This is a genomic window from Pseudoalteromonas sp. ASV78, assembly GCF_047806705.1.
GTDB classification, from domain to species: Bacteria; Pseudomonadota; Gammaproteobacteria; order Enterobacterales; family Alteromonadaceae; genus Pseudoalteromonas; species Pseudoalteromonas prydzensis_A.
This window is the reverse complement of sequence record NZ_JBLOPA010000001.1, coordinates 304,156-318,002: the sequence shown is the minus strand read 5'-3', so window position 1 is coordinate 318,002 and position 13,847 is coordinate 304,156. Positions and strand designations below refer to the sequence as shown.

Below are 13,847 nucleotides of genomic sequence, written 5' to 3'. Positions count from 1 at the left end.
AGCCTATCCTCTCAAAAGAATTACTTCCCATGTTTGGTGGTGGCGCTTCAGTTTGGTCTAGCAGTATGCTTTTTTATCAAACTATGCTGTTAGTAGGTTATTTATATGCTCACCTCTTGAGTCGCTACCCACTCAAACAACAATTACTCATTCACACGCTGCTCGTTGTTTTATCAAGTATGATCACGTTTAACAAACTTGAACTCGGCTCCTTTGTTATACTGACACCTGCTTGGTCAGTCATTGCCAATTTATTCTCTCAAATTGGTTTGGTTTTTATGTTGCTCTCGGCGACGAGTGTACTCATGCAGCGTTGGTATATTGAATCGACCGATATAGCAGTGCCGTATCATTGGTATTCGTTTTCTAATCTGGGTTCATTACTTGCCTTAATGAGCTACCCATTTATTTTTGAAGTGCTGTTTTCATTAGATCAACAAAAAGACTATTGGTCCATAGGCTTATTTGCTCACTGTTTTTTATTACTCACACTCGTTGCTGTACTATTTAAAAATAGTCATACTAACCAAAAACCAGTAACACCGCCGAAAACCATACGCTGGGTAAAACCAAATTATTTATGGATTGTGTTATCCGCAACAAGCTCAATCATGCTTATTGCGACAACACAAATGATCAGTACTAATATTCCACCTATGCCACTTGTGTGGACCTTACCATTGGCAATTTATTTACTTACCTTTGCTTACACTTTTGCATCAGCAAAAAACTACTGCCGTACTCATTGGCTATACTTATTATTGTTCGCAGCATTTGCTGGGCTGATCATGTTTTTCCTCGGTAGCCAATTTAATGCTTTAGCTCAGCTTTTAATGTATAGCTTTATTTTATTGATTGTTTGTATGGTCTGTCACGGTGAACTTCGTAAACTCGCTCCAACAGAGTCATTACTCACCACATTTTACCTGTACATCGCACTTGGTGGAGCTATTGGCAGTTTACTCAGTACCTTACTCGCACCGCTACTGTTTGCGCAAATAACGGAGTATATTGTCGCGTTAGCTGCTGTACTTGCACTGGCTAGCTATATTCAGTTTACACAATGCAAGCAGCCATCAGCGCTATTAAAAATAAACCTACTTACTGTTGTCGCTATTTGGGGTGGCTGCTATGTCTATCTTTTTCTGAGCTTTAATCAATACAATTTAGCATCAGAGAGAAATTTTTATGGCTATGTGACCGTTAAAGACATTAACACCGCGACTCTTGCTGAGAGACGTTTAATCGATGGCACAACCATTCACGGCTCTGAGCCACTTAATCCTCAAGATGAGCTCACAAATAGTTATTACCATCAACATACTGGGGTTGCAAAATCACTGGCAATTCTTAAACAACAAGGCAATTTAAACATTGGTATTGTGGGGTTAGGTGCTGGCGTGTTAGCTAAATTTGGCGATAAACGCGATAAGATCCGTTTTTATGAGCTCAACCCGGCGGTGTATACTATGGCAACAACTTATTTTTCCTATTTAAAAAACAGTCGTGCACAGATAGATATCACCCTTGGCGATGGTAGGATGGCACTGAGCGAAGAGCTAAAAAATAATGCCCCGTTAATGAATGCTTTGATCATTGATGCTTTCTCAAGTGATGTTATTCCTGCTCACTTGCTCACTGAAGAAGCTTTTAGCCTATATTGGCAACGCATTAAAAGCAGTGGCGTATTAATCATTCATATTTCCAATAACCATGTTGATCTAATGCCAGTATTGCAAGCCCACAGTAAGCGCTTCGATAAGTCTCTGATCAAATTTAAATATACGGGTACGCAATTAGGATCTGAATGGGTGGTAATGACTAATAATCAAGCATTTTTAGATGCAATACCCATTGCCGACTTAACAGCAATTAAGCCCTATTCAAACACGCGTTTAACTCAGTGGACAGATCAAAAAAACAGCCTGATCCCGCTCCTGAAACTTTGATGCCTATCTTAAAATGACCACAATAAAAAGCGCGATTAAAATCGCGCTTTTAAATAACTCTAAATGCTTTTAACTAAACCCTAAACAGAGCCATTTATTGGCCCATGCTCATGATGAACATGGGGGTTTTGGCCGCGTTGGCGCAGTAAGTGATCCATTAGAGTAATGGCCATCATCGCCTCAGCAATGGGTATGGCACGAATACCTACACATGGATCGTGACGACCTTTGGTGATCATCTCAACCGCTTCGTTTTCAGTATTAATACTGTTGCCTGGAATGGTAATACTTGAAGTTGGTTTGAGTGCAATTGAGGCGATAATATCTTGCCCTGTAGAAATACCTGCCAATACGCCACCGGCATGATTTGAGGTAAAGCCTGCTGGGGTTAACTCATCACGATGCTCTGAGCCTTTTTGCTCAACCACATCAAAGCCGTCGCCAATTTCAACGCCTTTTACTGCGTTAATACTCATCAGTGAGTGGGCAAGTTCTGCATCAAGGCGGTCAAATACCGGCTCACCTAAACCAACTGGGACATTTTTGGCCACTACTTTTACTTTCGCACCGACTGAGTCACCTTGTTTTTTAAGGTCACGCATATAGTCGTCAAGGGCTTCAAGCTTACTGGCATCAGGGAAGAAAAATAGATTGTTTTCAACTTCATCCCAATCGTAATTTTCCGCTTTAATTGGCCCAAGTTGGCTCAAGCACGCGCGTATTTCAATACCATGAAACTGCTTTAAATACTTTTTAGCAATAGCGCCTGCGGCAACACGAATGGCGGTTTCACGTGCCGATGAGCGGCCACCACCGCGATAATCACGCAGTCCGTATTTATGCCAATAGGTGTAATCGCCGTGGCCTGGACGAAAAACGTCTTTAATTTTGCCGTAATCTTTTGAGCGTTGATCGGTATTTTCAATCAGTAAACCAATGCTGGTACCTGTGGTTTTACCTTCAAATACACCAGAGAGAATTTTTATTTGATCGTCTTCACGGCGCTGCGTTGTGTAACGGCTTTGCCCTGGTTTGCGACGATCTAAATCAATTTGTAAATCGGCCTCAGTAATTTCAAGGCCTGCTGGCGTGCCATCCACAACACCGCCTAAGGCGACGCCGTGGCTTTCGCCAAAGGTGGACACTTTAAATAACTGCCCAATACTATTACCTGCCATTAACTTTCCTCATTCCTAATGACTACTAAGTACCGAGCCTAAGGCTCGGCTTTAATTCTTGCTGTGACTAATCTGCGAAGTATTCAACCAACTGCTTTTTGCTGATCACAAATACGCCAAATCCACCTTGCTCAAATTCAACCCATTCAAAAGGCGCATTTGGATAAAGGGCATCCATGTGTACCATAGAATTACCAACTTCGACAAATAACAAACCGTTATCAGTTAGATGATCGGCCGCTTCACTCAAAATAGTACGGGTTACATCAAGACCATCGTGACCTGATGCTAAACCAAGCTCTGGCTCATGGTGGAACTCACGCGGTAAATCAGCCATATCTTCGGCGTCTACATACGGAGGATTTGCCACGATCAGGTCATATTTTTGCCCAGGTACACCGCTGAATACGTCAGATTGAATAGGTAATACACGGTCACTTAACTGATAATCAGTGATATTGATATCAGCAACTTCGAGTGCTTCATAAGAAATATCAACAGCATCAACCTGCGCTTCTGCAAAGGTTTGTGCTAATGCAATGGCAATACAACCAGAGCCGGTACATAAGTCTAGAATACGAGTTACCGATTCAGGCTCAGCTAGCCAAGGTGAAAAGCGATTATGTATTAGCTCAGCAAAGGGTGAACGTGGGATCAATACGCGCTCATCGACATAAAATGGCATATTGGCAAACCATGCAATATTGGTTAAGTAAGGTACTGGTGTGAAATCGTTAATACGCTCTGCGATTAAGCCCGCAAGGCGATTTTTTTCGGTGCTAGTTAGCCTTGCATGCATTAATTCTTTTGGTGCATCAATGGGTAAGCTTAACGCGGGCAGTAATAGGCTTACCGCTTCATCCCATGCGTTATCAGTACCATGACCAAAGAAAATACCACTGCTGGCAAATTGACTCGTGGTCCACCGTAGCCAATCGTGTAACGTTGACAGTTCTGCTACAGCTTCATCTAAGGTTGCTTCTTCTATTAATAATTCGCTCATGTTCGTTATCTACCTGCTGCTTTAGAAAATATCAATTCAATCGAGGCGCAATTAAGGCCCCATGATTGCCCTATTGTAACGCCTTTTAACTCGATTTTTAGCGTTTTTTTGTTTAGACTGCCGCTATGAAAAAAGATCCTCTCTCAAACGCAGATATTAGCCCTGACGACATCGATATGTTTCGTCAAAGTATTAATGGTGCCCGTGTATTTAAACAAGACACGCATCGCTTTGCTAATAAGCCTAAAATCTCACAAGCTAAGCTGTTTGCCCAGCAAAAAAAGCAACATCAGGCAGAATTTTTCTTTTCTGATGAATATGTGCCAGATATTGATACCAACGGTACGGTTAATTATGTGCAACACGGCCAAGACCGTTTTTTAGCAAAACAATTACGCCGAGGTGACTTTGTGCCTGATTTAACCCTTGATTTACATGGTTTAAATAAGGAATTGGCAAAAGATGAACTTGCTGGACTGATCCATGAATGCAAAAAAAAGCACTATTACTGTGCCTGTGTAATACATGGTATTGGTGGCCATATCCTCAGACACAAAGTGCCGCAATATTTAGTACAGCATCCCGATGTTATTGCGATACACCAAGCGCCGCTTGAATACGGTGGTAAAGGTGCAGTACTTATTTTAATAAATCTTCCACAAAGTGATGAATTTAGACGCTAACGTTTTCTTGTCATAAGGCCTAATGTGCATATTTTTTCGATTATCTTTCCACTGATTTTTATCGTGTTAAGTGGTTACATCAATTCTCGTAGCAGGTTTTTATCGAAAGAACAAATTGCAGGATTAAGTAAGTTCACCTTTTATATTAGCGTGCCCGCTTTTTTATTTTTAAATATGGCACAAGCTGATTTACATAACGGTGTTTCTGTAGCTGGCTTTTTAAGCTTTTACATTCCGGTATTGGCTATTTATGCCCTTGGCTATGTTATTGACCGATACCTAATTGAGAAACAGCCTGCAGCATCGCATCACGCAGTTTTTGCCCTTGGCAGTAGTTATTCAAATACAGTTCTTGTAGGCCTGCCCATTATTATTGCGGCACTTGGCGAGCAAATGGTCGGTATTGTGTTTATGATCATTACTTTTCACAGCGCACTGTTGTTTACCTTGACCTTTTTGCTCAGCGCTAAATCTCAGCAGTCTTTTTCTTGGCGAGCGTTTGCAAAAAACATGCTACTAAACCCTGTGGTGTTAAGTATCAGTAGCGGTCTTGCTGTTAACCTGCTTGGTTTTACACTTTTTGATGACTTAGCAAATGGACTAAGCCTACTTGCCAAACCTGCAATTGCCTGTGCGTTATTCGTATTGGGGGCGAACCTGGCGTTTTATAAAGTGGCCGACAACTTACAAGCATCACTCATCGCAACTATTATCAAGCTTGCTATTTTGCCATGTGGGGTCTACTTTTTTGCTAACTACATATTTAATTTAGAACAATCATTACTAAACGTGCTGGTACTTCTAAGCGCCTCCCCTTTAGGTGTAAATGCCTACCTAATCGCAAATCAAATTAAGCAACACCAAGCGACCCTCGCAAGTGCTGTGGTGCTTTCAACGGTATTAAGCGTAGTGAGCTTTAGTGTTTGGTTAAGTATTTTACTTTAGGCTTTATAAACCACCCGCTACATCGATAAAGCTAGCTGTTGTAAACGAAGCTTGCGCTGAGGCTAAGAAGTAAATGGCAGCGGCAACTTCTTCTGGTGTACCACCTCGCCCTAGTGGTAAGTTCGATTTTAATCTATCAACTCGCCCCGCTTCGCCGCCATCACGGTGCATATCGGTGTAAATTAATCCAGGCCGCACTGAGTTAACGCGAATGCCTAACTTAGCCACTTCTTTAGCTAAACCAATTGTTAAAGTATCCATTGCCCCTTTAGAGGCGGCGTAGTCGATATATTCGTTCGGCGAGCCTGTTTTAGCAGCCCTCGACGAAACATTCACGATACTGCCGCCACTGTGCATGCGCTTAATCGCTTCACGGGAACATAAAAAAGCGCTCGTTACATTGGTTGTCAGCACTTCATTGATACGCGAGGCATCCATCTCAAGCAGCGGCATTTGCGGCTTTAAAATACCGGCATTATTTATAAGCACATCTAATTTGCCAAATAACTCGTCTACTTTTGCAAACAGGGTAAGCACTTGCGTTTCATCAGACACATCAGCTTGCACTATTTCAGCTTTGACGCCAAAGCCACGTACCTGCTGCGCTATTTTTTCAGCGCTGCGTTGATCCACTTTATAGTTAACACAAACAGCATAGCCTTGCTGTGCAAAGTGAATAGCAGTTGCGGCGCCAATTCCTCGGCTAGCGCCGGTTATCAGTACCACTGAATTAGTATTCATAGTGCTTCCTTGTGTTGGTTTTTATAGACTAGTTTATGCAACAAAGAGCAGTTTGGTTACTGTTTTAATGTTTTGTAACACTAGATTGGCGCAATCATTTGCATCGACTTCATTGTCACAACAAGCAGGCAGTGTTTGCAGTGAACGGCCTGACGCTTTATTAAAAGCACCAATCAGCCGCTCAATGGCATGCAAGTATTTGATTGCTGCGACAACTGAAATCTCAACTAATAAGGCATCGCGTGCCATTTTAGCTTCAACACAAGCGCGTGCTGGTGCATGTCCCTCAGGTACCCAGGCATCCCATACGGCATTCATATCAGCAAAATATTCCATGCTTTTTACGTAAATAGTGGCACTGAGCATATGCTCTTTAGAACTGCCCGCTTCGTTAAGTAATACTTCGACTTTATCAAGCATGGTTTGCGTTTGTTCGGTGATGTTTTTTTCTGCGTCAGCACACACTTGACCGCATAAATACACGGTGCCGTTGTGCTTAACAATACGGCTCATTCGCGCACCTGTTTGCAGACGTTCAATTGTCATAGTTAGTCTCAGCTAAATTAGTGTGACGCTAATTTAGCAAATTTAACAATGAACGCAAGGTTGTACGAGGCTAAACTTCAACGTTACTTGGGGCGTGAATACTGAGGTATTGGCTTTTTTGATTGTTTTCGTCATAACTGATCACGGCAACGGCCCCAGTATTAAAGATTGGCATATTTCCGGCACTTAGTTGGTCAACTAAATAACTAACAATAGGCATATGTGCCACCACTAACCAAGTATCACATTCAGGGTGCATTGCTATTAGGGTTTCTAAATAATCCCCGGCAATTTGTGGATTGCCTTCTGGTACTATGTCCGTGCAGGTTTCTTCAAATAAAAAAGCATTATGCTTTTTTACCCCTGCAGCAGTTTGTTGAGCACGAATGTAAGGGCTCACCAACAAGGCGCAAGGTGCATAGCTTGCTTGCAACCATAAACCCATTTTTTCAGCCTGTTGCTGGCCAACCGAGGTCAAATTTCTACTTGCATCGTCGGCTTGCATTGGAGTCGCTTCGCCGTGGCGCATTATTAGGATTGTTTTCATAAAAAATCAACCAATTAAAGAATATAAAACAGTAGCCAGTTTGCCTGTTTGTCCGCTATATTAAAACAACGTCATACATTTTCGCTTATGATATTCAGGTAGAAATCGCTAAGCAATTTAATCGCAGCCCTGAAGTTATCATTGTTGTTAACGAGTAAACTTAACGTCTCAGGAGCATCATTTGAATATCAGCCGCAATGATAACAGAACATACCGTGCCCTTACACTGGACAATGGTCTAAAAGTACTGTTAGTGCAAGATAAAGATTCAACTAAAGCCGCTGCATCGATGGCCGTAAATGCTGGTCACTTTGACGATCCGCTTGACCGACAAGGGCTAGCGCACTTTTTAGAGCACATGCTCTTTTTAGGCACAGATCAATTTCCTGAATCTGGTGGCTTTGGCAATTTTGTTTCCCAAGCAGGCGGTAATACCAACGCGTGGACTGGTACTGAACACACCTGTTATTTCTTTGATATTAACAGCCAAGAATTTGAGCAGGCGCTGAACCAATTCAGCCGTTTTTTCATTGCCCCTTTACTCAACCCAGCAGAAACCGAAAAAGAACGAAATGCCATTGATGCTGAATTTAAATTAAAAATAAAAGATGATGGCCGCCGTATTTACCAAGCGCATAAAGAAACCGTCAACTCTGCACATCCTTTTGCAAAATTCTCAGTAGGCAATCAGCAAACATTAGCTGATCGCGATGGTTGTGTCAGCAAAGAGTTACGTCGTTTTTTTGAAGACTATTACCAAGCACAATGGATGAGCTTAGTGATCTGCGCAGATGCAGAAATAGACACTATGGTGCAATGGGTCAACACCCTGTTTAGCGATATTAAAGGTCAACCAAAAGCAAAGCCGGCTATTGCTGCATCCCTGTATCGCTCACAAGATCTCTGTAAAGTACTGCATATAGAACCACATAAGCACATGCAAAAACTCATTGTTAGTTTTGCAATGCCAAATATCGATGAGTTTTATCGCCATAAAACAGTGAGCTTTATTGCCCACTTATTAGGCTACGAAGGACAAGGCTCGCTGTATTCTATTTTAAAAGCACAAGGTTGGATCAACGCACTCTCTGCTGGTGGTGGCATTAATGGTAGTAACTTTAAAGATTTTAATATCAGTATGGCGTTGACCGACGAAGGCATTGAATACTATGAAGACATTGTGGAAATGGTGTTTGAGTATATTTGTTTAATTAATCAAAACATCGATAAATTACCACGCTTATATCAAGATAAAAAAAATCTACTGCAAATTGCCTTTGATAACCAAGAAAAAGCACGGCTGATCGACTGGGTTAGTAACCTAAGTATTAATATGCAGCACTATGATGAAGCCAATTATGTACAAGGCGACTACCTGATGGATGGCTTTAATCAAACCGCGCATCAAACTGCAATGCAATGGTTAACACCACATAATATGCGCTTGGTGTTGATCCACCCAGACGTAGAGCCAGAACATACCACTCAGTGGTACCACACACCGTATCGGGTCGAAAGTATTTCGAGCTGTTGGCTTGAAGCATTATGCGAAATTAACACTCCACTACCAGAAATGCTGTTGCCCACAGCAAACCCTTATTTAAGCAAGGAAGTGTCGCTGTATGCTGTTGGTCAACCGCACTCAAAGCCACGACTGTTAGTAAAAGAGCCTGGCTTTGATTTTTGGTTCAAGCAAGACAACACCTTTCGGGTTGCCAAAGGTCATTTTTATTTAGCAATGGACTCAGACTTTGCCGTTAAAGACATTAAACACATGGCACTGACGCGATTATTTGCCGACTTATTTATGGACAGTGTTGCAGAGCAGTTTTACCCCGCCGAATTAGCCGGTTTAAGTTACCACTTAACCTCACATCAAGGTGGCTTAACCTTGCACACTGCGGGGCTCTCATCAAGCCAGTTAGAATTGGTTGATGAACTACTCGAAGCTTTATTTAATGTTGATATTTGCGCCAAACGCTTTGCTGAGTATAAAAAACAGTTAGTTCGTCATTGGCGTAACAGTAATCAAAATAAACCTGTTGGCGAATTATTTAGCGTACTTGGCGCAAAAATAATGCCATGGAACCCCGAGCCAGAACAACTTGCTGTTGCCCTTAAAGATACCAGTTTTCATCAATTTAATTGTTTTCGTCGCGAGTTTTTTCATGCCTTGCATGTTGAGTCATTTTTACATGGTAACTGGCGCGAAAGTGATGCGATAGAATTTCAAAAGAAAGTGGCTCAGCATTTAGCCAAATCAGCCACTATCGAAGATTTGACGCGGCCATTGTTTGAAATTGAACAAATCACCCGCTCACAACTAAGCCTCAATTGTAACGATTATGCGATGGTTATTTATTATCAAGCACAAACCGATGACGTAGTTGAAAAAGTCAAAATGATGGCGCTCAACCACCTTATTAATCAAGACTACTTTAACGAGTTACGGACCAAACAACAGTTAGGTTACTTGGTTGGTGCCGGTTATGCGCCTTTTAATACAAGGGCTGGGATTGCGTTTTATGTGCAGTCACCAAATTATTCAGCAAACGCGCTGCTTGAGCGCCATAATTCATTTATTGCGCATTACCTTGGCTCATTACAACAACTCGACGAACAACAATGGCAGCAGCAAAAGCATGGTTTAATCACCCATATTGCCGAAAAAGATAAAAATCTACGACTGCGTTCACAACGCTTATGGCTTGCCATTGGTAACCAAGATCATCATTTTCATATGCAACAAAAACTGTTGGCGGCACTCGACAATCTCAGTTTAGAGCAAATGATAGCCTACATTCGCGAGACTTTTTCCGCAGATAGACCAAGATATGAACTAACTAGCGTGCCTAAAGCAAACAAGTCGACAAAAACTATGCTTTCTTCGCAATCTCTTTGACACAACCGCGCGCTTCAATTAGATTATCAGGTGCAAAATACAGAAGTGCCCTATGATAATAAAAATAATATTCAACACATTCATATTCGCCTCATTATTACTCTGCTTTAGCCCATTGGGCTATAGCGAGCAATTAGTCGATCAGCAAACTTTAATGCTTTATTTACCGAGCGCATTTGTTACGATAGTGCTGCCTTACTTATTATTCACAATTTACAAATTACGCCGCTCACGACGCCAATTATGTATTTCTGAACGGCGCTTGAAAAGCACGGTAGAGGGCAGCGGTGACACGCTCTGGGATTGGAATATAAAAACCGGTGAAGTGCTGCGCATTAACGATAAATACATGATGGATAAAAATACCATCATTGACATCCCCCCTAATAAAGCCCTGATCCACCCAAATGACATAGCTCAAGTAGAACTACTGTTAAAGCAACACTTTGCAGAGCAAACCGCCTTTTTTGAAGCCAGTTACCGAATCAAAGACAGTTTTGACCGCTGGCACTGGGTGCTCGACAGGGGCAAAATAATTGAAAAAGACACCAACTTAAACCCACTGCGGATGACCGGTACGGTGCGTGACATCAGTCAATTAAAGTCAACCGAAGCACGGCTCAATCTGTTTGCTAAATGCGTTGAATCACTCACCGATGCGCTGGCAATTTATGATAAAAACTTTAATTTAGTTGATCTTAATCCCAGCTTTTTGACTCAGTTTGGCGGTAATCGCGATAATTACTTAAATAAACCGTTTACCCTACCCGGCTACGAACAAAGCTATATTGATGATATTAAAGACACTGTACGCGCCACCGAGCACTGGCAACAAGAAGTAAAATTGCGTAACAGTGAGCGAAAGTTGCTGCCGATTGAAATTTCAATTGATGAAATTAAAAACGAACATAATCAAATTTGTAATTATGTAATTGTTTTTTCAGATTTAACCGAACGGAAAAAAGCAGAATCACAACTACATAACCTATCAAATCGAGACCGCACAACCGGCCTGCCAAACCGAAATCTATTTTTTACCGACTTAAAAAAGCTCGCAAAAAAAGACAACCATCATGCGCTACTGGTTTTTGATTTAGATAACTTTAAAAAGATTAATGACTCATTAGGCCATCAACTCGGCGATAGTTTACTGGCTAAACTGGCAATGCGGTTAAACAAACTGACTCGTGAAAAAGATGTATTTTATCGTTTAGGCGGCGATGAATTTGCACTGGTTATGTCCGGCACTAACGATATTCATACCATCACTCGCATGGCAAAGCAGTTTTTAGCCGCCATTGCCACGCCATTTAAAATGGCTGGTCATGAATTGGTGATCACCTCCAGTGTAGGTATCGTGCTATTTCCTGAAGACGGCAACACCCCTGAATTGTTGCTTAAAAATGCCGACACTGCGATGTACCATGCGAAAAAGAAAGGCAACAGCTACTTATTCTTCAATGACACCATGAATCGCCAAGCCGTTAAACGTTTGCAAATTGAAAACCTGATGCGGTTTGGTTTAAAAGAAGATCATTTTGAAGTGTACTATCAACCAAAAATGAATATTCGCACTGGTAAATTTACCGGTATGGAAGCCTTAGTGCGCTTTATTACCCCGAAAAAAGGCATTATCAGCCCTGGCGTGTTTATTCCCATCGCTGAAGAAACCGGGCAAATTATTGAAATTGGTGAAGTGGTACTTCATAAAGCCTGCCGCGATGTCAAAGCATGGCTAGACGCTGGTTTATTTAATGGTCGTGTTGCGGTGAACTTATCAGCTAAACAATTTAGCCTACCCGATTTAACCACCCGTATTGATGTAATTTTGCAAAACCATGCCCTGCCATCGTACTTTTTAGAACTTGAAATTACCGAAGGGACGGTAATGGACGATCCACAAGATGCTATTACCATCATGCGCTCGCTCAGTGCCCGTGGCATTCATTTAGCGATGGATGACTTTGGCACAGGTTACTCATCATTAGCGTATTTAAAGCAATTCCCACTTAATACTTTAAAAGTTGATAAAGCCTTTATTGATGATATGCAAACCGAGCGTGGCCGGAATATGGTGGATTCTATTGTTACGATTGCTCATAACTTAGATTTACATGTAGTGGCCGAAGGGGTTGAGCAAGCGGATCAAATAGAGACCTTAAAAGCGCTTAACTGCGAAACAATGCAAGGCTACTATTATTCAAAACCGCTCTCGCGAGTTGAATTTACTGAATTCTTGAAGAAACAACAAAACCAAGCGGCACTGAGTTTAGTACATCAAGCATAACGCGCTTGTTAGGGTCGCCAAACACATGCTTGTATACCCACACAACGTAGTAATGCGCGACGATAATGCAAATTAAACAAACACCACGCAATCGGGCCTAACAGCCCTGCAAGCAGTAACCAGCGCTTAATCGGCATACCTTTTTTAATCGCCTCTGAATACATAACGACAATAGATACTACGCTGAGTAGAAAGTACAAAAGCAGCCTCGTTTGTTCGGTTTTAAAAATAAGCGCGCAGTGTAGCCAAAGCATGCACTGATTTAAAGTACTGCGTGCAAATAATGAGCATAAATCATAGTGATATAAAAAAACCGACAGAATGTGTCGGTTTTTTCAATGCACAGGCGTAGTTATTTTTCAGCACGGCCCATGAATTTATGCTCCGCGGTATTAATACGGATGCGATCACCGGTAGAAATATGCTCAGGAACTTGAATCGTTAAACCCGTTGATAAGCGAGCAGGTTTTGAACGTGCGCTTGCTGAAGCGCCTTTGATTGATGGGTCTGTCTCTTCAACCACAAGTTCAACGCTTGAAGGTAAATCTAAGCCCACTGGCGCGCCATCAATAACAATGACGTGCACACCTTGAGTTTCTTCATTAACGAATAAAATTTCTTCGCTGATCGCTTCTTTATTAAGATTATATGGCGTGTAATCTTCGTTATCCATAAATACGTATTCTTCGCCATCTAAATACGAGAACATTGCTTCACGACGCGTTAAATCAGCTAGTTTTAACATGTCGCTATCTTTGAATGTTTCATCTACTTTGCTACCAGTTACTACATCGTACAAGCGCATACGATACAAACTTCCACCAGCACGGCCTTGTGGTACAGAACGAACAATATCTTTAACCACTAAAACGCGGCCATTAAACTCAATCGCAGTACCTTTTTTAACTTCACTTGCCTTTGGCATCAGTGTATTTCCTATAATTTATAAATCCCCAGAAACATACCACGAACTGGATTTTCTTCAATAAGAAAATATCACATACCGCTATTTTTCTCGTAGGGCCTGTATTTACTCATAAATTTTACCTATTAATCGATTTTTTCA

Annotated in this window: 10 protein-coding genes and 1 pseudogene; 5 read left to right on the top strand and 6 right to left on the bottom strand. The window is 41.6% G+C overall.

Features of this window, described 5'->3' with window-relative positions:
- Positions 1 to 65 precede the first annotated feature (65 nt).
- Positions 66 to 1,949: a fused MFS/spermidine synthase gene (locus ACMVDV_RS01415; protein WP_416156932.1), complete on the top strand. Its 1,884-nt coding sequence runs from the start codon at positions 66 to 68 to the stop codon at positions 1,947 to 1,949.
- A gap of 80 nt (positions 1,950 to 2,029) precedes the next feature.
- On the opposite strand, the gene aroC is transcribed toward ACMVDV_RS01415, so the two are convergent.
- Together aroC and prmB are read right to left on the bottom strand one after the other, a co-directional pair.
- Positions 2,030 to 3,127, bottom strand: coding sequence for a chorismate synthase (aroC, locus tag ACMVDV_RS01410; protein WP_304185267.1), 1,098 nt, complete (start codon positions 3,125 to 3,127; stop codon positions 2,030 to 2,032).
- Positions 3,128 to 3,194: 67 nt separating this feature from the next.
- Positions 3,195 to 4,130, bottom strand: coding sequence for a 50S ribosomal protein L3 N(5)-glutamine methyltransferase (prmB, locus tag ACMVDV_RS01405; protein ID WP_064667648.1), 936 nt, complete (start codon positions 4,128 to 4,130; stop codon positions 3,195 to 3,197).
- A gap of 125 nt (positions 4,131 to 4,255) precedes the next feature.
- Here prmB and smrB point away from each other — a divergent pair, with 125 nt between their 5' ends.
- Positions 4,256 to 4,813 (top strand): endonuclease SmrB, encoded by a 558-nt coding sequence (smrB, locus tag ACMVDV_RS01400; protein ID WP_304185269.1) that lies wholly within the window; start codon positions 4,256 to 4,258, stop codon positions 4,811 to 4,813.
- A 24-nt stretch (positions 4,814 to 4,837) separates the two neighbouring features.
- The gene (locus ACMVDV_RS01395; RefSeq protein ID WP_416156931.1) at positions 4,838 to 5,758 is read left to right on the top strand and encodes an AEC family transporter; all 921 of its coding nucleotides are present in this window, start codon (positions 4,838 to 4,840) and stop codon (positions 5,756 to 5,758) included.
- A 3-nt stretch (positions 5,759 to 5,761) separates the two neighbouring features.
- Here ACMVDV_RS01395 and ACMVDV_RS01390 read toward each other — a convergent pair whose 3' ends face one another.
- The 3 genes and pseudogenes from ACMVDV_RS01390 to sixA all read right to left on the bottom strand — a co-directional run bounded on the left by ACMVDV_RS01390 (position 5,762) and on the right by sixA (position 7,592).
- Entirely contained in the window at positions 5,762 to 6,499 is a 738-nt protein-coding gene (locus ACMVDV_RS01390; RefSeq protein ID WP_416156930.1) for an SDR family oxidoreductase, read from the bottom strand.
- A gap of 198 nt (positions 6,500 to 6,697) precedes the next feature.
- A pseudogene (locus ACMVDV_RS01385) lies at positions 6,698 to 7,045 on the bottom strand (RidA family protein); the annotation flags it as partial.
- A 70-nt stretch (positions 7,046 to 7,115) separates the two neighbouring features.
- Positions 7,116 to 7,592, bottom strand: coding sequence for a phosphohistidine phosphatase SixA (gene sixA, locus ACMVDV_RS01380; protein ID WP_304185277.1), 477 nt, complete (start codon positions 7,590 to 7,592; stop codon positions 7,116 to 7,118).
- 181 nt (positions 7,593 to 7,773) lie between these two features.
- On the opposite strand from sixA, the gene ACMVDV_RS01375 reads away from it, so the two are divergent.
- Together ACMVDV_RS01375 and ACMVDV_RS01370 are read left to right on the top strand one after the other, a co-directional pair.
- The gene (locus ACMVDV_RS01375; RefSeq protein WP_416156929.1) at positions 7,774 to 10,494 is read left to right on the top strand and encodes an insulinase family protein; all 2,721 of its coding nucleotides are present in this window, start codon (positions 7,774 to 7,776) and stop codon (positions 10,492 to 10,494) included.
- A 154-nt stretch (positions 10,495 to 10,648) separates the two neighbouring features.
- Positions 10,649 to 12,781, top strand: coding sequence for a putative bifunctional diguanylate cyclase/phosphodiesterase (locus tag ACMVDV_RS01370; protein ID WP_304185308.1), 2,133 nt, complete (start codon positions 10,649 to 10,651; stop codon positions 12,779 to 12,781).
- A 352-nt stretch (positions 12,782 to 13,133) separates the two neighbouring features.
- Here ACMVDV_RS01370 and yeiP read toward each other — a convergent pair whose 3' ends face one another.
- A complete protein-coding gene (gene yeiP, locus ACMVDV_RS01365) occupies positions 13,134 to 13,706 on the bottom strand; it encodes an elongation factor P-like protein YeiP (RefSeq protein WP_304185282.1) in 573 nt (190 codons plus the stop codon).
- Between the last annotated feature and the right edge of the window lie 141 nt (positions 13,707 to 13,847).

Coding starts and splice junctions, on each gene's coding strand:
- prmB (WP_064667648.1), bottom strand. CDS start 4,130: ATGAGCGAATTATTAATAGAAGAAGCAACCTTAGATGAAGCTGTAGCA.
- ACMVDV_RS01370 (WP_304185308.1), top strand. CDS start 10,649: ATGCTTTATTTACCGAGCGCATTTGTTACGATAGTGCTGCCTTACTTA.
- yeiP (WP_304185282.1), bottom strand. CDS start 13,706: ATGCCAAAGGCAAGTGAAGTTAAAAAAGGTACTGCGATTGAGTTTAAT.
- sixA (WP_304185277.1), bottom strand. CDS start 7,592: ATGAAAACAATCCTAATAATGCGCCACGGCGAAGCGACTCCAATGCAA.
- aroC (WP_304185267.1), bottom strand. CDS start 3,127: ATGGCAGGTAATAGTATTGGGCAGTTATTTAAAGTGTCCACCTTTGGC.
- ACMVDV_RS01415 (WP_416156932.1), top strand. CDS start 66: ATGCTTTTTTATCAAACTATGCTGTTAGTAGGTTATTTATATGCTCAC.
- ACMVDV_RS01390 (WP_416156930.1), bottom strand. CDS start 6,499: ATGAATACTAATTCAGTGGTACTGATAACCGGCGCTAGCCGAGGAATT.
- smrB (WP_304185269.1), top strand. CDS start 4,256: ATGAAAAAAGATCCTCTCTCAAACGCAGATATTAGCCCTGACGACATC.